The sequence below is a fragment of the Ligilactobacillus hohenheimensis genome (genome assembly GCF_947381805.1).
GTDB classification, from domain to species: domain Bacteria; phylum Bacillota; class Bacilli; order Lactobacillales; family Lactobacillaceae; genus Ligilactobacillus; species Ligilactobacillus hohenheimensis.
On sequence record NZ_CANCXC010000004.1, the window covers coordinates 143,969 to 168,154 of the forward strand.

Consider the following 24,186-nt stretch of genomic DNA (forward strand, 5'->3'; position numbering starts at 1 on the left):
GGCAAAATGTACGGGTTTACCTTGAGTCTGGATGGCAGCAAGGTCGCTGCTGAACTGCAGACGATTGCCAAATTAAATAACCAGGATGGTTCCTTAACCAACGGGAACTTCGAAACGATTGCGTACACGATTACGTACCAGACGAAGTTACCAACGGATAATTCAAAGGTTAATAATTGGACCAACACTGCTAACCAGAAAAACCCGAACGGAACTCAGACTGGCCAGGTTGAAGGAATTGTTGCCAACTCGTGGCACAACGATATCTGGGGGACTCAGCCAAAGGACGGGGTTGTATTTGATAAGCAGGATAACGACGGGAACGCCCTTCCTGGGGCAACCTTCGAGTTAACCGGAAACGGTCAGGACCAGAAGGTAACGTCAAACGCTGCCGGAGAAGTTGAGTTTACCGGGTTAACCAACAACGACACGTACACCGTTAAGGAAATCAAGGCGCCAAACGGCTACAAGATTAACAACGAGTCGATCCAGGTTAAGATCGTCAATGATGAACCGGTTATTCTCATTAACGGGAACCAAACGGATAGTAACGTTATTGTTGATCAGGGAACTGCGACGGCAAGCTCGAGTTCATCGAGTTCTAGCTCGTCAAGCAGCCGTTCATCGAGTTCTAGTTCAAGCTCCAGCAGCTCGTCAAGCTCCAGCTCATCAAAGAGTTTGCCAAGCAGCAGTAGTTCGATGATTACGCCGTCATCATCAAGCAGTGTGCCAGCACTTGTCCCGAGTTCAAGCTCGAGTTCATCAAGCAGCAGCGCATCACAGTCTAGCCACCGGCAGGTTGTTCCGGTAACGAGTTCAACCTCAAGCACGCCGGTTACACCGACAACGACGACGTCAACCAGCACGCCGGCACCGGCAGCGACAACAACGCAGCCGCGCCCGACAACGCCGGTTTCAAGTGTTGTTAACACGCCGGTTACACCATCAACGGTTAACACGACACCGTCAGTGGTAAGCTCATCGAGCAGCGCAAGTTCTCGGAGTAAGGTTGCCGCTCCTCGCGTTCAAAACGGCGGCGGGAAGCAGCAGTTAAACAAGCGGAGCGGAAACAACGGATTACCAGACACGGGTGATATGATCGCCGGTGGACTGGTAGTTGTTGGGGTCGTTGTGCTTGCAGTTGCCGGGGTAATTGCGTTCCGAAAACGGCACGAATAATAGAATAAGCAAGTGGTGGGAAACTACCATTTACTAAGCCCTAAGGAGGGGACTGTGACGGAGGTCGCAGCCTCCTCTTTTTTAGTAGCTAGTTGCTTCTTTTCAACCGCCTGAAAATCATCTATAATTTAGTCAAAGATAGTCAGACAAGGAGGTGGCTTCGGTGCAGAGTAGAAACGTTTCTGACATTATCGAGCGGTACCTAAAGGAAATTTTGGCAGAAAGCCGGCAGGTTGAAATTAAACGCTCGGAAGTCGCTGAACGCTTTGATGTCGTCCCGTCGCAGATTAACTACGTAATTAAAACTCGGTTTACCGTGCAGGACGGTTACCTGGTTGAGAGTAAACGGGGTGGGGGCGGCTACATTCGGATTGAAAAGGTCGACCTGGTAAGCGATGCCCGGATCCTTGACCAACTAATTGATATGGTGGGCGATCAGCTGAGTGCAGCGGACGCCCTCCATATCGTTCAGACGTTGTACGAAAACAAATTGCTGTCCCGGAAGGAAGGAAGCCTTCTGTTAACGGTGATGGGACACGATGCGTTAAATGTTGGTGACCGGATGGTTGAAGCCACGATGCGAGCGCGGATGATGGTGGCCCTGCTTAACCGGTTACGGTGTGCAGATTAACGGTGAGGTGGTAATTGAATGGCAGTTAAGTATACAGAGAGTGCCCGGCACGCCCTGAAAATGGCGGCGGATCAAACCCGGCGGTGTCACCACGATACCGTATCAACGCCCCACCTGTTATTGGGGTTATTAACCGAAGAAGACGGGGTCGCCGGGCTTGTTTTACGCCAGGAGATCATCACCCCCGCTGACGTGATTGATCAGCTTGGCGGAATGATTCGTCCCGGCCAACACTGGCGGCGCACCCAGCACGCAGAATCGCCTCGGGTCCAGGCGATTAGGGACCGGGCGCAAACAATGGCGCGGTTATTGGACCGGGAAGAGGTTGATACTGGCCTGCTCTTGTTAGCATTATTGCAAAACGAACAGACGCTCGGCGTTCAGGTTCTGGTGAACCTGGGAGTTAATGTGCGGCAGTTACGGCAACGGGTTCTCAAACAGCTCGGAATGACGGGCGCGGATTACCGTAAACTGCAAAAAGAACTTCGGCGGGAGGATAAGGCGACGCAGCAATCCGCCACCCCGACACTGGATAAGCTTGCCACCGACATGACGGCCCAGGCCCGGGCGGGGAAGCTAGACCCCGTTTTGGGCCGGGAGACGGAAATTGACCGGTTGATTCAGGTCTTGAGCCGGCGGACAAAGAACAATCCGGTTCTTCTGGGAGATGCCGGCGTTGGAAAGACCGCAGTTGTTGAGGGCCTTGCCCAGCAGATTGTTGCCGGGAAGGTTCCGGCATCCTTGCGCTCAGTGCGGTTAATGGCCCTTGAGATGGGTGCACTTGTTGCGGGAACAAAGTACCGCGGTGAATTTGAGGACCGGTTGAAAGCGGTGCTGGCCGAAGTTCGGCGGGACGGACACGTTATTCTTTTCGTCGACGAGCTCCATACCCTCGTTGGTGCGGGGGGCGCAGAGGGAGCCATTGATGCGGCCAACATCATGAAGCCTGCGCTGGCCCGGGGAACGGTTCAGGTAATTGGGGCTACTACCCAGACGGAGTTTCAAAAGTACGTGGCGGCGGACCCGGCGCTTGAACGCCGGTTTGCCCGGGTGCCGGTAGCAGCACCGACCGCCCAGCAAACCGGGATGATTTTACGGGGATTGCGTTCCCGGTACGAACAGCACCACGGGGTAAGGATTAGCGATGATGCCCTGGATGCGGCGGTGCGCCTTAGCGTGCGCTACCTTCCTGCGCGGCAATTACCGGACAAGGCGATTGATTTGATGGACGAGGCGGCCGCTCACGTTCAGCTGCGGGTTGCCCAGCGAAAGAACCGGGACGCCGTTCGGGATGACACCACCCAGCAGTTCCAGAAAGCCCTTGAACAGGGGGATTTCTCCCGGGCGGTTAAATTAAGAAACACCACTCCCCGGAAGGAACAGCGCCGGGCGCAGGGGACCGTCACGGCAGAGGATGTTGCGGCGGTGGTCGCCGCGTGGACGGGAGTTCCGGTTACGCAGATTACCCGGAGCGAACAGCAGCACCTCGTACACCTTGAACGGGAGCTTCACCGGCAGGTAATTGGTCAGGACGAAGCGGTTAGTGCGGTTGCCCGGGCAATTCGCCGGGCCCGGAGTGGGATTAGTTCCTCCAAGCGGCCCCTTGGCTCGTTTATGTTCCTGGGACCAACCGGCGTGGGGAAAACGGAACTGGCGAAGGCGTTGGCAGCCAGCGTTTTCGGTGATGTAGACAACCTGATCCGGATCGATATGAGTGAATACATGGAACGCTTTAATGCCAGTCGGTTGGTCGGATCTCCGCCCGGATATGTGGGGTTTGACGAGGGCGGTCAGCTGACCGAGCAAGTGCGGCAACACCCGTACTCGGTGGTGCTGTTTGATGAGGTGGAAAAGGCCCACCCGGACGTGTTCAACCTCCTGTTGCAGGTGTTGGATGACGGCTTTTTGACCGATTCGAAGGGCCGGAAGGTTGATTTTCGGAATACGATCATTATCATGACGTCCAACCTCGGGGCAACCACGCTGCGGGACGAGAAGAGTGTTGGGTTTGGCGCGGTGAACGCCGCCGACGATTATGATGCAATGGCGGCGGCAGTGCATGCGGCGGTGAAGCGGCATTTTCGGCCCGAATTCATTAACCGGATTGACGACGTGCTCGTCTTCCGTGCGTTGACCAAACCACAACTACGGCAGATTGTCCGGCTGATGGTGCAACCGTTGGCAGCGCGCCTTGAGCACCGGGGAATCCAGTTGCGGGTTACTCCGGCAGCCGTTGATGCGGTTGTGGCTGCGGGTTACAAGCCGGAGTATGGTGCCCGGCCGCTGCGGCGGGCCTTGCAGCGGCTAGTTGGGGACCGGTTAAGTACCGCAATTTTAGCGGGAACGGTGACTGCGGGAATGACGGTAACCGTTGGTGCCCGGCAAGGACGGATTACGGTGACGCCTAAGTGAGAAGGCCGTTGACTTATTAGTAGGTTCAAGGTAGAATATGTGATTGAAAAAACTGTGAATTTAGCAATCTAGTGTGATCTATTGTCCATACTAGGTTATGAAGAAGCAAAAATAGTGATGGCGGGACAGCCCGTTTGAAACTGTTTTTGGTTTTTTTTTGCTAAAAAAGCCGTGCGAAGGGTGATTTTAGTAATTTGTAACAAAAATGTAACATTGCTGAATTCACAGAATCTTAATGAGGGGTGAACAGCTTGGCAGGACACTTGGTAAAATACGGCAAGCACCGTGTACGGAGAAGTTACTCCCGGATCAAGGAGGTTTTGGATCTCCCGAATCTGATTGAAATTCAGACGAATTCGTACAACTGGTTCCTTGATGAAGGGTTACGCGAAATGTTCGAAGACATTATGCCAATTGAAGATTTCGCTGGCAACCTGTCGCTTGAATTTGTTGATTACCAGTTATTAGAACCAAAGTATACGGTGGAGGAAGCACGGCAGCACGATGCCAACTACTCAGCACCGTTACACGTGACCTTACGTTTAATTAATAAGGAAACCGGTGAAATCAAGTCCCAGGACGTTTTCTTCGGGGACTTCCCGCTGATGACCAAGCAGGGAACGTTTATTATCAACGGGGCTGAACGGGTGATTGTTTCCCAGCTGGTCCGTTCTCCGGGGGTGTACTACAACTCTGAAGTTGATAAGAATGGCCGGACGAGTTACGGAACAACCGTAATCCCGAACCGGGGTGCTTGGCTCGAATATGAAACGGACACCAAGGATATCGGGTACGTACGGATTGACCGGACGCGGAAACTCCCGATTACCGAGCTGATTCGGGCCCTGGGATACGGTTCTGACAGTGAAATCATTGAGATGCTCGGGGAAACTGACAGCCTGATGCTGACACTGGAAAAGGATATCCACAAGAATACGGAAGATTCCCGGGTAGAGGAATCACTGAAAGACATTTACGAACGGTTGCGGCCAGGTGAACCAAAGACGGCTGATTCAGCCCGGAGTTTACTGACAGCCCGGTTCTTTGACCCGAAGCGGTACGACCTGGCAGCTGTTGGCCGCTACAAGATGAACATGAAGCTTGACCTCAAGCGGCGGCTGTTAAACAAGCGGATTGCTGAAACTCTGGCAGACCCGGATACGGGAGAAATCCTTGTTAAGAAGGGTGACCTGCTGGACAAGCGGGTAATGGACAAATTGGCCCCGTACCTGAAGCGGGATGACTTTAAGATGGTGACCTTCCATCCGGCCGAAGATGGGGTTGTTCAGGAGCCAATGAAGCTGCAGATCATCAAGGTTTACTCCGAACAAAACCCGGAGCAGGAACTCAACATGATCGGGAACGGCAACGTCGACTTGAACTACAAGCACATTACGCCAGCCGACATCGTGGCTTCCATTAACTACTTCTTCAACTTACAGGAAGGCATTGGAACAACGGACGACATCGACCACTTAGGGAACCGGCGGATTCGTTCCGTGGGTGAACTGCTGCAAAACCAGTTCCGGATTGGGCTTTCCCGGATGGAGCGGGTTGTGCGTGAGCGGATGTCCATCCAGGATACCGCAACGGTCACTCCGCAACAGTTAATTAACATTCGGCCGGTCGTTGCCTCAATCAAGGAATTCTTCGGTAGTTCCCAGTTATCCCAGTTCATGGACCAGACGAACCCGCTGGGCGAATTGACGCATAAGCGGCGGTTATCAGCCCTTGGACCGGGTGGATTGACGCGTGACCGGGCCGGCTACGAAGTCCGGGACGTGCACTACACGCACTACGGCCGGATGTGCCCGATTGAAACGCCTGAAGGACCGAACATCGGGTTGATTAACAGTCTGTCAACCTACGCCCGGGTTAACAAGTACGGGTTCATTGAAACGCCGTACCGCCGGGTTTCATGGGATACCCACAAGGTAACGGACAAGATTGATTACCTGACGGCTGACGAGGAAGATAACTACGTTGTTGCGCAGGCTAACTCACCGTTAAACGATGACGGATCCTTCAAGGATAAGGTGGTTATGGCCCGGCACAAGGATGACAACATCGAAATCTCCGTGGACAAGGTCGACTACATGGACGTGTCCCCGAAGCAGGTTGTTGCCGTCGCTACGGCATGTATCCCGTTCCTTGAAAACGATGACTCCAACCGGGCCCTGATGGGGGCTAACATGCAGCGGCAGGCTGTGCCGTTGATTGATCCGCACGCTCCGCTTGTCGGAACGGGGATTGAATACAAGGCGGCCCACGACTCAGGGGTTGCTTTGCTATGCAAGAACGCCGGGACGGTTGAGTACGTTGACGCGAAGGAAATCCGCGTTCGGCGGGAGGACGGTTCCCTTGACACGTACAAGTTGATGAAGTTCCGCCGGTCAAACGGGGGAAAGAACTACAACCAGACCCCAATTGTTCGCGTGGGTGACAAGGTTGAGGCTGATGAAGTACTGGCAGACGGGCCGGCAATGGACCAGGGTGAATTAGCGCTGGGACAAAACCCACTGATTGCGTTCATGACTTGGGACGGCTACAACTTCGAAGATGCCATCGCCATCAACGAGCGGTTGGTTAAGGAAGACGTCTACACGTCAATCCACATCGAAGAACACGAAAGCGAAGCCCGGGATACCAAGCTTGGGCCGGAAGAAATCACGCGTGAAATTCCAAACGTTGGGGAAGACGCCTTAAAAGACCTTGACGAATTCGGAATTGTCCGGATTGGGGCCGAAGTCCACGACGGTGATATTCTGGTCGGAAAGGTCACGCCAAAGGGAATGACGGAATTATCCGCGGAAGAGCGGTTGCTGCACGCCATCTTTGGTGAAAAGGTTCGTGAAGTCCGGGATACCTCCCTGCGGGTTCCACACGGTGGTGGCGGAATCGTCCAGGACGTTAAGATCTTCACCCGTGAAAACGGGGATGAACTTTCACCAGGGGTCAACATGATGGTGCGGGTTTACATCGCCCAGAAGCGGAAGCTCCAGGTTGGTGATAAGATGGCCGGCCGGCACGGAAACAAGGGGACGGTTTCAATCGTGATCCCTGAAGAAGACATGCCGTTTATGCCGGACGGAACCCCAATCGACATTATGCTGTCACCAATGGGGGTTCCATCCCGGATGAACATCGGGCAGGTATTGGACCTGCACCTTGGGATGGCCGCAAAGGAACTTGGCGTGCACGTCGCATCACCGGTCTTTGACGGGGCGACCGACGAAGACATGTGGGATGCACTGCGGGAAGCCGGGTTACCGGATGACGGAAAGTCTGTCCTGTACGATGGTCGGACCGGAGAAGCGTTTGATAACCGGATTGCCGTTGGGGTCATGTACTACATGAAACTCGCCCACATGGTTGAAGATAAGATTCACTCCCGGTCAATCGGACCATACTCACTGGTTACCCAGCAGCCACTTGGTGGGAAAGCCCAGTTTGGTGGTCAGCGGTTTGGTGAAATGGAAGTGTGGGCCCTGGAAGCTTACGGGGCTGCATACACCCTGCAAGAAATTCTGACGTACAAGTCAGATGATGTTGTGGGCCGGGTTAAGGCTTACGAAGCAATCGTTAAGGGCGAACCAATTCCGCAGCCAGGAGTCCCAGAATCATTCCGTGTGCTTGTTAAGGAACTGCAAGCATTAGGGTTAGACATGCAGGTTCTGGACGCCGACAAGAAGGAAATCGAACTGCGTGATATGGACGAAGAGGACGATAACATCGTTAACGTCGATGCACTGAGCCGGGTAGCCCGGGAGCAGGCTGCCAAGAAGGCAAAGGAAGAAGCTGCAAAGAAGCGGGAGGCTGAGGAAAACGACGCTTCCAAGGACGACGATGCAGCAACGGATAACGATGCAGAATAATGAATAACACAACGAAAGGGAGGTTGGTTCAGTGATCGATGTTAATAAATTCGATAGCATGCAGATTGGCTTAGCTTCCTCCGATAAGATCCGGAGTTGGTCTTACGGGGAAGTCAAGAAGCCTGAAACAATTAACTACCGGACGTTGAAGCCCGAAAAGGACGGGCTGTTTGACGAGCGGATTTTCGGCCCAACTAAGGACTGGGAATGTGCCTGCGGAAAGTACAAGGGCATCCGGTACAAGGGCGACGTCTGCAACCGGTGTGGGGTTGAAATCACGAACGCCAAGGTGCGGCGTGAGCGGATGGGCCACATTGAGTTGGCCGCACCTGTAACCCACATCTGGTACTTTAAGGGGATTCCAAGCCGGATGGGGCTCGTCTTAGACATGAGCCCGCGGGCATTGGAAGAAATCATCTACTTCGCATCATACGTGGTTACGGACCCAGGGGAAACGCCGCTTGAAAAGAAGCAGCTGTTAACCGAGCAGGAATACCGCGAAAAGCGCGAAGAGTTCGGAAGCGAATTCCAGGCTAGCATGGGGGCCGAAGCAGTCCGGACACTGTTGGCCGACGTTGACCTGGAAAAGGAATGTGCGGAATTAAAGGACGAACTGCGGGAGGCAACGGGGCAGAAACGGACCCGGGCAGTCCGCCGGTTAGACATCCTTGAAGCCTTCCTGAAGTCGGGGAACCGGCCGGAGTGGATGGTAATGGATGCCATCCCGGTTATCCCGCCTGATTTACGACCAATGGTTCAGCTCGAAGGGGGTCGGTTTGCAACGTCCGACCTTAACGACCTGTACCGGCGGGTAATTAACCGGAATAACCGGTTAAAGAAGTTGCTGGACTTAAATGCGCCGGGAATCATCGTGCAAAACGAAAAGCGGATGCTCCAGGAAGCCGTTGACGCCCTGATTGATAACGGACGGCGTGGGCGGCCAGTTACCGGCCCAGGAAACCGGCCACTGAAGTCCCTTTCCCACATGCTGAAGGGGAAGCAGGGACGGTTCCGGCAGAACCTGCTGGGGAAGCGGGTTGACTACTCTGGTCGTTCTGTTATTGACGTTGGCCCAAGCTTGCGGTTAAACCAGATGGGAATTCCGCACGAAATGGCGCTTGAATTATTCAAGCCGTTCTTGATGCACGAATTAGAGAAGCGTGACATGGCTTCCAACATTAAGAACGCTAAGCGGAAGATTGAACGGCAGGATGATGACATTTGGGATGTTCTCGAAGACGTTATCAAGGAACACCCTGTTCTGTTGAACCGGGCACCTACGCTGCACCGGTTAGGGATTCAGGCCTTCGAACCAAAGCTGGTTGACGGAAAGGCCATGCGGCTCCACCCGTTAGTATGTGAAGCCTACAACGCCGACTTCGACGGGGATCAAATGGCGATCCACGTGCCGCTGTCAGCGGAAGCTCAGGCTGAAGCCCGGCTGTTAATGCTTGCTGCCCACCATATTCTGGCACCGAAGGATGGGAAACCAATCATTTCACCATCCCAGGATATGACGATCGGGAACTACTACATCACGACCGAAGAAAAGGGCCGTGAAGGCGAAGGCATGATCTTTAAGGACGTTAACGAAGTCCGGTTAGCCTACCAGAACAACTACGTCCACCTGCACACACGGATTGGGTTGGAAACCGCCTCACTCGCAAAGCAGGGGAAGCCGTTTACCGACTGGCAGAAGGACCGGATTATGGTGACGACGGCCGGAAAGGCAATCTTTAACGAGATTCTGCCAACCGACTTCCCGTACCTGAACGAGCCGACGGATGACAACCTGTACGGGCAGGTTCCGGACAAGTACTTCCTTGAACCAGGCCAGAACATCATGGACTACATGAACAAGACGGACATTGTTCCGCCATTCAAGTCCGGCTTCTTGTCAGACATCATTGCCGCTGTCTACAAGAAGTTTAAGGTGACGGAAACGTCCGAGTTACTGGACCGGATGAAGGATCTCGGGTACTTCGAATCAACGAAGTCCGGGTTAACCGTTGGGTTCATCGACGTAACGGAAGTCCCTGAAAAGCCAGAAATCGTGGCGGAAGCCCGGAAAAAGGTCGCAATGGTGGCCAAGCAGTTCCGGCGCGGACTTATCACGGATGACGAACGCTACAACCAGGTAATTTCAATCTGGAACGATGCGAAGGACCAGATCCAGCAGCGGCTGGTTGAAGACATTGACCCGTCTAACCCAATCCAGATGATGTCGGATTCCGGGGCGCGGGGGAACATCTCCAACTTTACGCAGCTGTCCGGGATGCGTGGTTTGATGGCTGCCCCGAACGGCAAGACCATGGAACTGCCGGTTATCTCAAACTTCCGGGAAGGGTTATCCGTGATGGAAATGTTCATTTCCTCCCACGGGGCCCGGAAAGGGATGACGGATACCGCCCTGAAGACGGCCAACTCTGGGTACCTGACCCGGCGGTTGGTTGACGTGGCTCAGGACGTGATTGTCCGGGAAGAAGACTGTGGCACTGACCGCGGGTTAATTGTCACGGACATCCGGGACGATAACGACGAAATCGTTGAACCACTGTACGACCGGATTCTTGGCCGGTACACGATGAAGTCCATCCATGATCCAGAATCTGGCGAAGTGCTTGTTCCAGCCGACCACTTAATGGACGAGGATGACGCCCAGCGGGTTGTTGATGCTGGAGTCAAGCGGGTTACGATCCGGTCAGCATTTACCTGCAACACCCGGCACGGGGTATGCAAGAAGTGCTACGGCCGGAACATGGCTACTGGTGATGCCGTTGAAGTCGGTGAAGCCGTCGGAACGGTGGCTGCCCAGTCAATTGGTGAACCAGGAACGCAGCTGACGATGCGGAACTTCCACCAAGGTGGGGTTGCCGGTGACGATATTACCCAAGGGTTACCGCGTGTCGAAGAAATCTTTGAAGCCCGGAACCCGAAAGGACGCGCAATCATTACTGAGGTTACGGGGGTTATCGATGCAATCGAGGAGAACCCGGCCGAACGGACGAAGACGATTACCGTTAAGGGTGAGACGGATACGCGGACGTACGATCTGCCATTTACTTCCGTTCTAAAGGTTGCTGAAGGTGATGAGGTTCACCGGGGTGACCCGTTGACGGTTGGTTCAATCGACCCGAAGGAACTGATTCAGGTGCGCGACACCCTTTCAACCGAGAAGTACATTCTGGCTGAAATCCAGAAGGTTTACCGGATGCAAGGGGTGGACATTGCCGACAAGCACGTCGAGGTAATGGCCCGGAAGATGCTCCGCAAGGTCCGTGTCATGGATCCAGGTGAGACCGACATGCTCCCAGGGACGCTGCTTGATATCGGCGACTTCACCGATAACAACGAGCAGGCCCTTTACGTCGGCAAGACGCCAGCAACGGCCCGGCCAGTACTTCTTGGAATTACGAAGGCATCACTGGAAACCAACAGTTTCCTGTCAGCCGCATCATTCCAGGAAACAACCCGGGTTCTGACGGATGCCGCTATTCGGGGCAAGAACGATCCGTTAGTTGGACTGAAGGAAAACGTCATTATCGGGAAGCTGATTCCAGCCGGAACAGGAATGCCGAAGTACCGCAACATCGAGCCGGAAACGCCCGATGCCATTGCGACGGACAGCGTATACTCGATTTCCGACGTCGAAAAGCAGCTTAAGATGAATGAGGATAATCACCCTGACGCCGTTAAATAAGACGGAATAAGGGGATAAGAAAAAGGAACCAGGATTCCAAAATGGAGTCCGGGTTCCTTTTTGCTTACGCTGAGGGGCGTCTTACTTAGTAACGTAGACGTACAATCCGTTCGGCGAGAAGGCGACCTGGTAGTGGACGCCGTGGTTGGTAATCGTCTTGAGGGTTGTTTGTTGTGTTTTTTGGTGGTTAGTGGCCCGCTTAAACGCCCGCAAAACCTGTTTTCCGTTTGCCCCACATGCTTGACTCAGGGCCATAAAGGCGGTTCCGAACTGCCGGGCAGCCTGCTTATCCTTGAGACTGTGAAGCGGAATAATCATGGTAACCCCCATTAGCTGATTATCCTGCATGTTTCCCCGCAGGGTGTACGCCTTCGTCCTAACCAGGGGATGGACGCCCTGGCGGTACGCAGGAAGCTGATAAGCACGTGTTTTTTGGCGGGCCTGGGCGAGGATATTCTGGGCCTGCTGGGCTTGCTGCAAAAGTTGTGGGTTACTTTGTGCCGCCTGGGGGTTTTTCTTTATCGCAGTTGCCGCTTGCAGTTGCCGTTGCTGCTTGGGAGACAGGTGTGCCATGGTAATGATTTGGTTATACCGCTGGGCAAACTGGGAGTAACTTCCTAGGGGCGTGGCCGCCTTAACCGTAACCTGGTGGCGCGGTGCGTGGGAAGAAAGGAGGGTCACGGTTTGTTCGTGCAGGGTTGGCGCGACCGTAACCACAAACGAATGGTTGTGGACGGAAGCCGTGTGCGGTTTGCCGTTCCCAATCCGGTACCTGATAGTCTTGCCAGCAGCGTGGCCCTTAATGGTGGCGACAATGCCCGTTTGCTGGTACGTTTTGGCCGTGGTTGTAATCTGGGACTGGCAGCCGGCAAGCAGGCCACCAAAGCCCAGAACCGTTGCGATGGTGATTAGGCGTTTCTTCATGCTAACCCTCCTTCGTCCATTGTGACGTTGCCTTCAAACTGGGAATTGTACAGATCGGCGTAGAACCCGTTCTGTGCTAAGAGTGTGTTATGAGTTCCGGTTTCCACGATCTGTCCGTGGTTCATTACGATAATCTGGTCCGCACTTTGAATTGTTGATAGCCGGTGCGCAACCACAAAACTAGTCCGGTTCTTCAGGAGCCGGTTCATGGCGTGCTGAATCTGCAGTTCGGTCCGGGTATCGACACTGGAGGTGGCCTCGTCCAGAATCAGGATTTCCGGATCGGCCACAAAGGCGCGGGCAATCGTCAGTAGTTGGCGCTGCCCCTGGGAGATGTTGGTTGACCCCTCCGTCAGGACCGTTTGGTAGCCATCAGGGAGCTGGCGGATAAATTCATCAGCATGGGCGGCCTTCGCGGCAGCGTAAATTTCTTCATCGCTGGCATCTTCCCGGCCGTATTTGAGGTTTTCCCAGATCGTTCCGGTGAAGAGCCATGTATCCTGGAGCACCATTGCGAAGTGGGAGCGCACCTCTTCCCGACTGAGCGTCCGGGTGTCGCGACCGTTTAACCGGATAACCCCGCCGGTAACGTCGTAGAACCGTTCAAGAAGGTTAATAATGGTGGTTTTCCCGGCACCGGTTGGCCCTACAATGGCCGTCATTTCTCCCGGCTTAACTGTCAGGTTGTAATCGGTCATCAGGTTCGCAGCGTGCGGGTAGTGGAAGCGCACGTGCTGAAATTCAATAATCCCAGCAGGGTCCTTTTCTGCGGGGAGGGTGGTCGGTGGTTCCTGCATGTCTGGTTCGTCGAGGACACCAAAGACCCGTTCGGCTGACGCGATTGTCAGCTGAATGGTGTTGGCTAAGTTCGCCAGCTGCATAATCGGTTGCGAGAAGTTGGTCGAGTACTGCAGCATTGCCTGAACGTTCCCCAGTGAAATCTGGCCGTGGGTGACCTCGATGCCCCCAACAATCGCGACGACCACGTAACTCAGGTTGCTGACAAACCGCATTAGCGGCCGCATGATGCCTGAGAAAAGCTGGGCCTTCCATGATGCCTGGTAAACCTGCTCATTTTCCTGTTCAAAGCGGGCAATCACGTCCTCTTCGCGGGCAAACGCCTTGACAACTTCCTGGGCAGCGTAGTTTTCCTCAACCTGGTTGTTTAGTAATCCCAGGTGATTTTGCTGGGCGGTGAAGTTCTTTTGCGACTGCGGGGCGATGACTCCTACCAAAACGGCACTTACCGGAATGGCCAGGACAATCAGGAGGGTCAGTTTCCAACTGATGGTCAGCATTAACCAGAACGTCCCCACCAGCTGAACAATGGCCGTTACCAGCTGGGTAAGGGTTTGTTGGAGGGTCGACGAAATGTTGTCCAGGTCGTTAATGGCGGTACTAATGATGTCCCCGTTGTTGTGGTCATCGTAGTAGTGGACCGGGACGGTCATCATCTTATGCTTCATTTGTTTGCGCATCTGGTAAACAGAGCGCTGGGCAAGTACGTTCATAATCAGGCGTTGCCCGAACGACAGCACCGCTGAGATTACGTATAGCCCAAGGACAATTAGCAGGATATGGCCGACCCGGGCAAAATCAATTGGCCAGTGTTTCATGGGAATGCCCGCCTTTTGCATGGCCGTTCCCTGCATCACGCCCTTAAAGATGGTGGTGGTAGCTTTTCCAAGAATCTTCGGTGTTTGAATCTGACAAACCTGGCCAACCACCGCCAGGATGAGGACGACGGCGATGGCAAACAACCGGTTTTTCATGTAAACCAGGAGCCGCCCCGTTGTTTTCCAGAAGTTTTTGGGCTTTTGAACCTTACCGCGAACTCTTTTCGGCACGGTGATCCTCCTCCTTTCTTAACTGCGAGTGAACAATGTCCTGGTAAACGGCATTGGTTGCCAGGAGTTGTTGGTGGGTCCCCCGGCCGACCATTTTTCCGTGATCCAGTACAATGATCGGGTCGGCATCCGCCACGGTGGCGATTCGTTGCCCAACAATGACAACCACGCGCTCCTTCATGCGCGGATCATTCTTGAGGGCGGCCCGCAAGCGGGCATCGGTCCGAAAATCGAGGGCGGAAAACGAATCATCAAAAACGTAGATGCTGGCGTCCTTTACCAGGGCGCGGGCAATCGCCAACCGTTGTCGTTGGCCGCCAGAGAAGTTGGCTCCTTCCTGGTCAACGGGTGCATCGAGTTGGTCCGGGAGGGCGCGGACAAAGTCGGCGGCCTGCGCAACGGTGAGGGCGTGCCAGATTTCTTCGTCCGTTGCGTCCTTCTTTCCCCACAGCATGTTACTTCTGATGGTGCCACTAAAAAGAGTTGCTTTTTGGGGGACCAGGGCAACCTGACTGCGGAGCTCGTGGAGACTAATCGCTTGGACAGGAACCCCGTTTACCCGGATCGTCCCAGTAGACGGGTCGTAGAAGCGCGGAATAAGGTTGACCAGGGAGGTTTTCCCTGAACCAGTGCTTCCGATTACGGCTACCGTGTCCCCAGCGTGGGCCGAGAAGGTCACGGCGTCAAGGGCCGGCGCCCCGCCGCCCGGATAGGTGAACTGCACGGCGTCAAATTCCAGGGCAGCTGGTTGGGCGTTAATTGGGGTGGGATGCTGCGGCTCAGTAATTGCGCTGGTTGTATCTAAAACCGCGTTTAACCGCTTAGCGGAGGCCTGCGCCCGCGGAACGAGCACAAACACCATTGCAAGCCACATGAAACTAATCAAAATCTGGGTAGCGTAGGCGATAAACGCCATCATGTTTCCGACTGCCGTGGCCTGAACCGCAATCAGGTGGCTTCCCCAGTACGTAATTAGCACGTTGGTCGAACTCATGATAAGGGTTGCAATGGGGAGCATCAATGCGGTAATGCTGTATACTTTCACGGCGTTTTGCGTGTAGTCCCGGTTGACACGATCAAACCGGTCCTGTTCAAATTGGTCCTGACGGAATGCCCGGATAACCCGCACCCCCGTCAAACCTTCCCGGAAGACCCGGTTGACGGCATCAAGCTTTTTTTGCATGGCCGCAAAGAGCGGACCGGCAAAGTAGACAATGATGCCGACCAACAGAGCGAGGGCGGGGAGAACAATGATGAAGACCAGCGTGAGGGTTGGACTCTTGGCGTAGGCTAAGACGCTGGCACAGATTAACATTAACGGTGCCATCATCATTAACCGCAAAAACATTAAGACAACGTTTTGAATCTGCATGATGTCGTTGGTTGTCCGGGTGATGAGGGACGACGTACCAAAGTGTTCCCGTTCAGCGTGGGAGGCGGTGATGACCTTCCGGAAAACGGCGCTCCGTAAGCGCTGCCCGAGCTTTTGGGAACCCTGGGCGGAGAAGAAGGCGTTGGCCGCCGCTGCCCCCATACTGATTAGGGAGAAGAACAGCATGATTATCCCAATGCGGACAATGGCGTGCAGATTGCCCTTCGCAATTCCGTCGTTAACGATGTTGGCCGTTAACGTTGGCAAATACAATAAGGTAATGACCTGAATCAACATGAAAACAAATGATCCAAGCACGGCCTTTTTAGGAAGACGCTTACGAATGAGTCTAATCATCTGAATCCCCCCGTTTCACAACACCGTTTTCCAGCCAGGAAATTAGCGTATCGAACTGGTCAAGCGCCTGCTGGCGAGGATCCTCTTCCCCGCGGTAACTCGCCATGATATAGAGACGAATCCCGAAGAAAATGGTGGCAAACAACTCCTGTTGCAGTAGGGGAAGTTGGTCAGCGGTAAGCGTCAGGCGGTCAAGGGCCACGTTTTGGGTGGTAAGCACGGGCTTTTTAGCCGGACGCTTCTTTTTCTTCCGCGGTTGCATTTGGTGGTCACGAAAGGCAATAAAGGTGTTTTGCCAGAAGCGGTAGTACTGGGGTGATGTAATATCATCGAGAATAACGGGGAAAAGTTGCCGAATAGCGGCAAACGGGTTTCCCTGACTCTCAGTTTGAAATTTGTGCCACTGGTTGATCCACGATGTCCGAAATTGGTTGATAATGTAGTGGTGAAGATCAAACTTGTCTTCGAAGTACTGGTAAAAACTCCCCCGGGGGATTCCCGCTTGTTTAATAATGTGACTGATGGTTGCATCGCTAACGGGGACACGGGAAAATTCTTGAATGGCCGCATCAACTAAACGGTGCCGTTTTTCCTGGGGAAGGTTTAGGAATGTTTGGGTTGGCATGGGTTCCTCCTTTAAAACGTGTAATTCTCCATGACAATTTGTCATGTGACATAATGTCATACTAACGCCTCCTTTAGGAGCATGTCAATTATGATCGTTGCGTTTTTTCTTAAAATGGACTAGGATGAATTTGATGCGATGAGTCGAGGTGGTCAGCGCTGCGGCGCACCGACCACACGCACTTGCAGGCTTCCATACCACCGGATTGTGGGGAAGGGAATGACCGTTGTGGAGCGGGCATTCCGCTATCGTTTGGGATGGTTCTGCACGGGGGAGCTTAATGGCTCCCTTTTTGTTATTTCTTATTTGGATTTCAGGGTAAATATGCTATGATTGGCCTACATTCGGTTCACAGCTAACTTTAAGGAGGAAACTACAATGAAATGGTTACTCATCATTATTGTTGTGTTGGCCGTAATTTTAATCGGCGGCTACATTGTTTTGTATAACGGGCTTCAACGGGCCAAGGTATACACCGAAGAGGCGTGGAGCCAAATTGACGTGCAGCTTCAGCGGCGGAACGACTTGATTCCGAACCTGGTTAACACGGTAAAGGGGTATGCCGAACACGAAAAGAGCACCTTTGAACAGGTCGTGCAGCTGCGGAACCAGTTGGTTAACGTTCCGGCGGATGATCACCAGCAAAAGATGGAACTTTCTAATCAGATTACTGATAGCTTAAAGTCGATTTTTGCGTTATCAGAAAATTACCCTGATTTGAAGGCCAGCACAGAGTTTTCTCAGTTACAGGAGGAGCTAAGTAACACCGAAAACAAGATTGCGTACTCGCGGCAGCTTTTTAATAACCAGGCGGCCAACTTTAACCAGAAATTAGTGACGTTCCCGACGAACATCATTGCCCGGTTAAGCGGCTTAACTAAGGTAGGTTACCTGCAGGCTCCAGATGAGGCCCAGCAGGTCCCAGAAGTAAAGTTCTAGGTGGTGATGCACCGTGTTGTTTCAACAAATTGCACAGAATAAACGCCGCACGGTTTACGTCCTGACGGCATTTATTTTGCTGGTTGCGGTCGTGGGCGCCGCTGTGGGCGACCTGTTTTTCGGAAGTATCAGTGCGGGACTGGTTGCTGCGGTGGTTTTGGGGATTATTTACTTCATTGTGACTTGGAGTCAGTCGACTGAAATCGTCATGAACATGAACCATGCCCGGGAGATTCACACGGCCGCCGAGTACCCGGAGCTCTGGCACGTGGTGGAGGACATGGCTTTAGCGGCAAATGTTCCCATGCCCCGGGTGTTTATCATTGATGACCCTAGTCCGAACGCGTTTGCAACGGGCAACCGGCCAGAGGAAGCAGCGGTTGCGGTCACGCAGGGGTTGTTGGACCGGCTAAACCGGGAAGAACTAGAGGGGGTAATTGCCCACGAGGTTTCCCACATTCGCAATTACGACATTCGGCTCCAGACCATTTCGCTTGCCCTCGTTTCGGTTGTGTCCGTCCTGGTAAGCATGGGGATGCGCTTCTTTTGGTGGGGCGGTGGCCGGGGCAACCGGGATGATGAGGATAATGGAAACAGCGTACTAACAATTGTGTTTGCCGTTGGGTCGGTGTTAGTGCTGCTGCTCGGACCGCTGGCGGCCACCCTTGCTCAGATGGCGCTCTCCCGTAACCGGGAATACCTGGCCGATGCTTCGGGGGTGGAGCTCACCCGGAATCCGCATGGGTTAATCAGTGCGTTGCAGAAAATCACTGATAGTGAACCAATGAAGGCCGCCGATGCTAGTAGCGCCGGGTTATACATTGCTAACCCGTTTAAAAAACGGTCGTGGACCCACCTCTTTGATACTCACCCGCCGGTGGCCGACCGGATTAAGCGGTTGGAAGCGATGTAGTTCGATTGATTAAATGACAGGATAATTATTATTCCAGCAAGGAGGTTGCGTTAAAATGCGTAACCTCCTTGTTGCTACCTTATGCCAGGTTTCTGTTGTTAGGTACGACCGTTTTTAATTGACTTTTATCTGGGAAGGGAATATAGTTAGGGTTCACTTTACCGGAAATACAGTATGGTACAATAACGGGGAGAACGGGCGGAAGACCGCCCTTAAGAAACGGAAGGAAAGCATAATATGAACATGCAGTTAAGTGAGGTTGCCCAAGCGCTTGCCGCGCCTGAACCGGTTGATGTTGGTCAGGTGACGGTTACAAGTGTGGGGTTTGATAGTCGCCAGTTAACCGCAGGAGCACTGTTTATCCCGCTGATTGGCGAGCATGATGGGCACGCGTACGTCGCAGCGGCCAAGCGGGCTGGTGCGGTAGCAACGCTATGGCAGGCTGACCATGGCTCGGTGCCAGCGGACTTACCCGCAATTGTTGTGCCGGATACCTTAGCGGCACTGCAACGCCTTGCCCGGTACTACCTTGAACGGGTTAATCCACGGGTGGTTGCCGTAACGGGAAGTAACGGCAAAACGACCACGAAGGATATGATTGCCGCGGTTCTGGGAACGACCTTTACCGTTCACAAGACGAACGCCAACTTCAATAATGAAATTGGTGTGCCAGTTACCGTGCTGGGAATGGATGAACGGACGGAAGTGTTGGTCGTTGAGATGGGCATGGATCGCAGCGGCCAACTTGATGCACTAAGCAAGCTGGTGTCGCCAGACGTTGCGGTGATTACCATGATTGGGGAAGCCCACATCGAATTCTTTGGAACCCGGGAACGCATTGCGGATGCGAAGATGGAAATTACCCACGGGCTGAAGGCGGACGGGACCCTGGTATACAACGGTGATGAGCCGCTGTTACGGGCGCGGACCGCTGACTTAGCGCAGGATGTCCGCACGTTTGGGACGCAAAAGGGTGATGACCTTGTCGCCCGGAAAATCACGGGGGATGCGACGACCACGACGTTTACGGCTAGTGCGTGGCCGGATGAGCCAATGACCGTCAACATGATTGGGACGTATAACGTGATGAACGCTTTGGCAGCGTTAAGTGTAGGACAGTTATTTAAGGTGCCCGCCGCTGATATGCGGGAGGCGTTAGGGACGTTTGCACTCACCGCGAACCGGACGGAATGGCGGGTTGCACCGAGTGGAATGCGGATTTTGAGCGACGTGTATAACTCCAACCCAACGGCGGCGCGGGAAGTGTTAGCGGCATTTACTAAAGCCCCAACAGACGGCCGGCGGATCGTTGTTTTGGGTGACATGTTGGAGCTTGGAGAGCAGGGAGCGGCGATGCACGCAGCGTTAGCGGATGCCCTCGATCACCGGAAGATTCAGCAGGTTTACCTGTGTGGTGACCTGATGAAGAACCTCGCGGCTGCGTTGGCTGACCGCTACGGGAAAGACCAGGTTCACTGGTACCCGTTGGCCCAACAACCCGTTTTAATTAATGATTTATTGTCGACCGTGCAAGCTGATGACATTGTTCTCTTGAAGGGAAGTCACGGCATGCACCTTGAGAAGGTCTTGGCGGCGCTGACAACACCGTCAGTTGGTTAGGAGAAAAACGTGGAACAGTTTGCAGATTTAGGTTTAGATCAGGAACTACTTGCTGCGGTTGCCCGGTGCGGGTACACCACGCCCACCCCGATTCAGGCAAAAACCATTCCGCTGGAATTAGCCGGGACAGACGTTGTGGGGCAGGCTCAAACGGGAACCGGGAAGACGGCTGCTTTTGGGTTAGGGCTTCTTCAGCGGATTAATCCGGGAAGAAACGTTATTCAGGCGCTGGTCATTGCCCCAACGCGGGAGTTGGCCGGCCAGACCCAGGAAGAGTTGTTTAAGCTGGGAAAGGAAAAACACGCTCACGTGCAGGTTGTTTATGGGGGGGCGGATATCCGCCGCCAGATTCGGAGCTTACGGCGTCCCCCGCAGATTTTAGTGGGGACCCCGGGACGACTCCTTGATCACCTTAACCGCCACACCATTGATTTAAGTAACGTGCAGACGGTGGTGCTGGACGAAGCCGATGAAATGCTTGATATGGGCTTTTTGGATGATATCCGGCATATTCTTAAACAGACCCCTACGAAACGGCAGACGTTACTGTTTTCCGCAACGATGCCCCCGGCAATTATGCAGGTCAGCCAGCAGTTCATGACGCACCCGGCAATCGTGAAGGTGCAGACGCAGGAACTGACTACCGACCTTGTTGACCAGTACTTTGTGCGGGTGCAGGAGCGGGAGAAGTTTGATACCCTTACCCGCCTCTTAGACGTCCAACACCCGCGGTATGCGATTATTTTTGGCCGGACTAAGCGCCGGGTGGATGAGCTGACCCGGGGATTGCAAACCAGAGGATTTAATGCTGGGGGAATCCACGGTGATTTGACCCAGCAGCAACGCACACTTATCATGCGCCAGTTTCGTGCGGGGCGGTTGGCCGTCCTGGTCGCAACGGATGTCGCCGCGCGGGGACTGGATATTTCTGCGGTGACCCACGTATATAACTACGACATTCCCCAGGACCCAGAGAGCTACGTTCACCGGATTGGGCGGACTGGCCGGGCCGGAAAACACGGGGTGGCGGTCACCTTTGTTACTGGAAACGAACGCCCGTACCTTCGGGCGATTGAGCAGCTGACTAATAAACGAATGATGCCGCTCAAGCCCCCAACCCAGGACGAGGCGTTTGCGGGCCAGCTTGCCCAGGCGCAACGGCGAATTCAAGAGTTAGTGGCACAAACCGACCATACGAAGTACGAGGATGTTGCCCGGCAATTGTTAGCACATAATGATGCGGTTGATTTGGTCACGGCGTTTGTCGATGAACTAACCAAGGATCAACAACGGACGCTTCCCGTGCGCATTACGGCGGAACGCCCGCTTCCCCGGCGGCACCACGAGAATAACCGGGGACACCGGCCGAATGGTAAACAGCGGGAGAAAACGCAGCAAGGTTCTTCCCGCAAAACCACTAAGCGCCGGACAAGAACGCGGCAGGATGGCCGCAAGCGGGCAGGCGGATACACGATTCGCAAGAAGAAGTAGTTTAGTTAAGGAGGGAACCGGATGATTTACGGGATTGGGATTGATGTTGCTCCGCTAGCCCAGATAAAGCGAGCGGCAGCCAAGCAGCACTTTATTGACTACGTCCTAACTCCCCGCGAGCGGGAACAGTACGATGCGTTACCATCGCCAAAACGCCAGGTTGAATACTTAGCGGGCCGGTTCTCGGCAAAGGAATCGTACAGTAAGGCACTGGGAACGGGAATTGGCAAAAGCGTGGGGTTCCACGATCTCACGGTTTTAAATGATAGGGCGGGGAAACCATACTTCGCCGCCCATCCCCGGGAAGGGGTGTTAACCGCCCATGTTAGTATCACTCATACGGATGAGCTGGCGGGGACGGAAGTGATTCTGGAACAGAACGGAGGGGAAGACGAGTGATTATTGGAAAGCACCGGAACTCCAAGGCAATCATTGATTTAGGAGCAATTAAGGAAAATATTCGGCGGGAACGGGCCCGGATGGCCGCCGACCAGTCATTGTTTGCGGTCGTTAAGGCCAACGCCTACGGTTATGGGCTGTTACCAGTCGCTCAGGCGGCCGTAGAAGCAGGCGTCGACGGTTTTTGTGTTGCGGTTATTGACGAAGGGGTTGCCCTCCGGAACGCGGGAATCACGAAAACGATTCTGGTTCTGGGGGTAACGTCGGCCAATACGGCGGTATACAGTGCAATGCACGACCTCTCCGTAACGGTGGCCGATACCGCCTTTTTAACCGCCGCCCAGCCGCTTTTAGCGCAGGAACACCGGCGGTTAAAGGTCCACCTGGCACTTGATTCAGGAATGGGCCGGATTGGCTTTACCAGTTCAGATGAACTGCAAAGGGCTCTGCAGTTTATTACGGCTCATCCCCAGGAGTTTGACCTGGAGGGGATCTTTACCCACTTTGCGACGGCCGATGATCCGGATCCAGCCTACTACGAGCAGCAAATGGCCCGGTTTAAGGAACTAATGGCACCTGTGACTGCCAAACCGCGGTTTGTACACGTTGCTAACTCTGCCGCTGCGTTGTGGCACAAGGAGTGTGGCGGAAACGCCATCCGGTTAGGAGTAGCAATGTACGGGATGAATCCGGCGGGAACGGCCCAGGCGATGCCGGCGGGGTTCCATTCAGCTTTGACCCTTGAAAGTGAGCTCGTGTTTGTTAAGCAGATTAACCCGGGTGACTCGGTGGGATACGGCAAGACCTACACGGCGCAAAAGCCCGAATGGATTGGGACCGTGCCGATGGGCTATGCCGATGGGTGGCTCCGGCGAATGCAGGGTTCCCAGGTTCTGGTTGATGGTCATTTTTGTGAGATTGTTGGGCGTGTATGCATGGACCAGTTCATGATTCGGCTCCCGCACGCCTATCCTCAAGGGACGCGGGTCACGTTAATTGGCGAAAATAACGGTAGTGTGATTACCCCGCAGGACGTTGCTGATTATGCGCACACGATTAACTACGAAATTACGTGTTGCTTATCAGGCCGAATTAAACGCGAATACCGTAAATAAAAGAACCTTGACTGGTGTGGCGTTCCGTGGTTTATTATGGAACTGGAGAACTTAATAAGGGATAGAGGCGCCATGACTAAATACGGAAATAACGAGCAAGCAGATATTACAGGTTACAAGCACCTAGCAGAGTATTGTGCTTTTTACGAGGTTACACGGGAAGATTTAGTGACGCATCCGGAGTATGCGGCGCACATTTTAAAGTACCAGCCGTACCTGGAACAGTTAATCACGGGATACGGTGTAATGGGAACAATTAACCGGCCAATTGCGGAGGGTGTTCAGCAGGAGGAGACTGCGGATTCCCGCCGTAATTAAGGCGACAGTAATGGGGGATTTTAATTGACAGAGAATAGCGTGGTGAAGCGGGGCGATGTCTTCTTCGCAAACCTTTCACCGGTTGTTGGCTCAGAGCAGGGAGGAAGCCGGCCGGTACTGGTAATCCAGAATAATATTGGTAATAAGTACAGTCCAACGGTGATTGTGGCGGCAATTACTTCCCGGATTACAAAGCCGCGGATGGTGACGCACGTGGCCCTGGAAGCTAAGAAAACAGGGCTTGAGCGGGATTCCGTTGTGTTGCTTGAGCAAATTCGGACGATTGATAAGCAGCGGTTGACGGACCGGGTAACCCACCTTGATTCACAAATGATGCACGACGTTGATGAGGCGTTAAAGGTGAGCGTGGGGTTAGTGCGGTTACATACCGGAAAATCGCGGGAACACTAGGTGGTTGGCCGCGCTTTTTTACCAGTGAAGTAAAGTTGAGTTTAATAATAGTAAGGAT

Annotated in this window: 17 protein-coding genes; 13 read left to right on the forward strand and 4 right to left on the reverse strand. The window is 53.8% G+C overall.

Features of this window, described 5'->3' with window-relative positions; translation table 11 throughout:
• Positions 1 to 6: 6 nt before the first annotated feature.
• From QOR60_RS06220 to rpoC, 5 genes are all read left to right on the forward strand, one after another.
• On the forward strand, positions 7 to 1,179 hold the full coding sequence (locus tag QOR60_RS06220; RefSeq protein ID WP_283582508.1) for a prealbumin-like fold domain-containing protein: 1,173 nt from the start codon (positions 7 to 9) through the stop codon (positions 1,177 to 1,179).
• Between the two features lie 163 nt (positions 1,180 to 1,342).
• The gene (locus QOR60_RS06225; protein ID WP_283582509.1) at positions 1,343 to 1,810 is read left to right on the forward strand and encodes a CtsR family transcriptional regulator; all 468 of its coding nucleotides are present in this window, start codon (positions 1,343 to 1,345) and stop codon (positions 1,808 to 1,810) included.
• An 18-nt stretch (positions 1,811 to 1,828) separates the two neighbouring features.
• Positions 1,829 to 4,222, forward strand: a complete 2,394-nt coding sequence (locus QOR60_RS06230) for an ATP-dependent Clp protease ATP-binding subunit (RefSeq protein ID WP_283582510.1) — start codon at positions 1,829 to 1,831, stop codon at positions 4,220 to 4,222.
• A 242-nt stretch (positions 4,223 to 4,464) separates the two neighbouring features.
• Positions 4,465 to 8,097, forward strand: coding sequence for a DNA-directed RNA polymerase subunit beta (gene rpoB, locus QOR60_RS06235; RefSeq protein ID WP_283582511.1), 3,633 nt, complete (start codon positions 4,465 to 4,467; stop codon positions 8,095 to 8,097).
• Between the two features lie 31 nt (positions 8,098 to 8,128).
• Complete coding sequence (gene rpoC / locus QOR60_RS06240; RefSeq protein ID WP_283582512.1) at positions 8,129 to 11,797, forward strand: DNA-directed RNA polymerase subunit beta'; 3,669 nt, start codon at positions 8,129 to 8,131, stop codon at positions 11,795 to 11,797.
• Positions 11,798 to 11,878: 81 nt separating this feature from the next.
• Here the strand turns inward: rpoC and QOR60_RS06245 are convergent, their stop codons facing one another.
• The 4 genes from QOR60_RS06245 to QOR60_RS06260 are packed head-to-tail and all read right to left on the reverse strand — an operon-like array spanning position 11,879 to position 16,922.
• Complete coding sequence (locus QOR60_RS06245) at positions 11,879 to 12,721, reverse strand: hypothetical protein (protein WP_283582513.1); 843 nt, start codon at positions 12,719 to 12,721, stop codon at positions 11,879 to 11,881.
• A complete protein-coding gene (locus QOR60_RS06250) occupies positions 12,718 to 14,568 on the reverse strand; it encodes an ABC transporter ATP-binding protein (RefSeq protein WP_283582514.1) in 1,851 nt (616 codons plus the stop codon). The genes QOR60_RS06245 and QOR60_RS06250 overlap by 4 nt, the downstream gene beginning before the upstream one ends.
• Positions 14,546 to 16,297: an ABC transporter ATP-binding protein gene (locus QOR60_RS06255; RefSeq protein ID WP_283582515.1), complete on the reverse strand. Its 1,752-nt coding sequence runs from the start codon at positions 16,295 to 16,297 to the stop codon at positions 14,546 to 14,548. The genes QOR60_RS06250 and QOR60_RS06255 overlap by 23 nt, the downstream gene beginning before the upstream one ends.
• On the reverse strand, positions 16,290 to 16,922 hold the full coding sequence (locus QOR60_RS06260; protein ID WP_283582516.1) for a TetR/AcrR family transcriptional regulator: 633 nt from the start codon (positions 16,920 to 16,922) through the stop codon (positions 16,290 to 16,292). Before QOR60_RS06260 ends, QOR60_RS06255 begins: the two co-directional genes overlap by 8 nt.
• A gap of 378 nt (positions 16,923 to 17,300) precedes the next feature.
• Between QOR60_RS06260 and QOR60_RS06265 the strand changes: the two genes are divergently transcribed.
• The 8 genes from QOR60_RS06265 to QOR60_RS06300 all read left to right on the forward strand — a co-directional run bounded on the left by QOR60_RS06265 (position 17,301) and on the right by QOR60_RS06300 (position 24,128).
• On the forward strand, positions 17,301 to 17,861 hold the full coding sequence (locus tag QOR60_RS06265; RefSeq protein WP_283582517.1) for a LemA family protein: 561 nt from the start codon (positions 17,301 to 17,303) through the stop codon (positions 17,859 to 17,861).
• A 13-nt stretch (positions 17,862 to 17,874) separates the two neighbouring features.
• Positions 17,875 to 18,774: a zinc metalloprotease HtpX gene (gene htpX, locus QOR60_RS06270; RefSeq protein ID WP_283582518.1), complete on the forward strand. Its 900-nt coding sequence runs from the start codon at positions 17,875 to 17,877 to the stop codon at positions 18,772 to 18,774.
• Between the two features lie 237 nt (positions 18,775 to 19,011).
• Positions 19,012 to 20,394 carry a UDP-N-acetylmuramoyl-tripeptide--D-alanyl-D-alanine ligase gene (locus tag QOR60_RS06275; protein ID WP_283582519.1) on the forward strand — a complete coding sequence of 461 codons (1,383 nt, stop codon included), beginning with the start codon at positions 19,012 to 19,014 and terminating at the stop codon, positions 20,392 to 20,394.
• A 9-nt stretch (positions 20,395 to 20,403) separates the two neighbouring features.
• On the forward strand, positions 20,404 to 21,885 hold the full coding sequence (locus QOR60_RS06280; RefSeq protein ID WP_283582520.1) for a DEAD/DEAH box helicase: 1,482 nt from the start codon (positions 20,404 to 20,406) through the stop codon (positions 21,883 to 21,885).
• A 21-nt stretch (positions 21,886 to 21,906) separates the two neighbouring features.
• Positions 21,907 to 22,284 carry a holo-ACP synthase gene (gene acpS / locus QOR60_RS06285; RefSeq protein WP_283582521.1) on the forward strand — a complete coding sequence of 126 codons (378 nt, stop codon included), beginning with the start codon at positions 21,907 to 21,909 and terminating at the stop codon, positions 22,282 to 22,284.
• Complete coding sequence (gene alr, locus QOR60_RS06290; protein ID WP_283582522.1) at positions 22,281 to 23,399, forward strand: alanine racemase; 1,119 nt, start codon at positions 22,281 to 22,283, stop codon at positions 23,397 to 23,399. The genes acpS and alr overlap by 4 nt, the downstream gene beginning before the upstream one ends.
• Before the next feature lie 72 nt (positions 23,400 to 23,471).
• Positions 23,472 to 23,717 (forward strand): hypothetical protein, encoded by a 246-nt coding sequence (locus QOR60_RS06295; protein ID WP_283582523.1) that lies wholly within the window; start codon positions 23,472 to 23,474, stop codon positions 23,715 to 23,717.
• Positions 23,718 to 23,741: 24 nt separating this feature from the next.
• On the forward strand, positions 23,742 to 24,128 hold the full coding sequence (locus QOR60_RS06300) for a type II toxin-antitoxin system PemK/MazF family toxin (protein ID WP_283582524.1): 387 nt from the start codon (positions 23,742 to 23,744) through the stop codon (positions 24,126 to 24,128).
• Positions 24,129 to 24,186 lie beyond the last annotated feature (58 nt).

Bases quoted from the DNA above. Each gene is read 5' to 3' on its own strand.
- QOR60_RS06220 (WP_283582508.1), top strand. From the start codon at position 7: ATGTACGGGTTTACCTTGAGTCTGGATGGCAGCAAGGTCGCTGCTGAA.
- QOR60_RS06230 (WP_283582510.1), top strand. From the start codon at position 1,829: ATGGCAGTTAAGTATACAGAGAGTGCCCGGCACGCCCTGAAAATGGCG.
- QOR60_RS06245 (WP_283582513.1), bottom strand. From the start codon at position 12,721: ATGAAGAAACGCCTAATCACCATCGCAACGGTTCTGGGCTTTGGTGGC.
- QOR60_RS06255 (WP_283582515.1), bottom strand. From the start codon at position 16,297: ATGATTAGACTCATTCGTAAGCGTCTTCCTAAAAAGGCCGTGCTTGGA.
- QOR60_RS06260 (WP_283582516.1), bottom strand. From the start codon at position 16,922: ATGCCAACCCAAACATTCCTAAACCTTCCCCAGGAAAAACGGCACCGT.
- QOR60_RS06265 (WP_283582517.1), top strand. From the start codon at position 17,301: ATGAAATGGTTACTCATCATTATTGTTGTGTTGGCCGTAATTTTAATC.
- QOR60_RS06275 (WP_283582519.1), top strand. From the start codon at position 19,012: ATGAACATGCAGTTAAGTGAGGTTGCCCAAGCGCTTGCCGCGCCTGAA.
- acpS (WP_283582521.1), top strand. From the start codon at position 21,907: ATGATTTACGGGATTGGGATTGATGTTGCTCCGCTAGCCCAGATAAAG.
- QOR60_RS06295 (WP_283582523.1), top strand. From the start codon at position 23,472: ATGACTAAATACGGAAATAACGAGCAAGCAGATATTACAGGTTACAAG.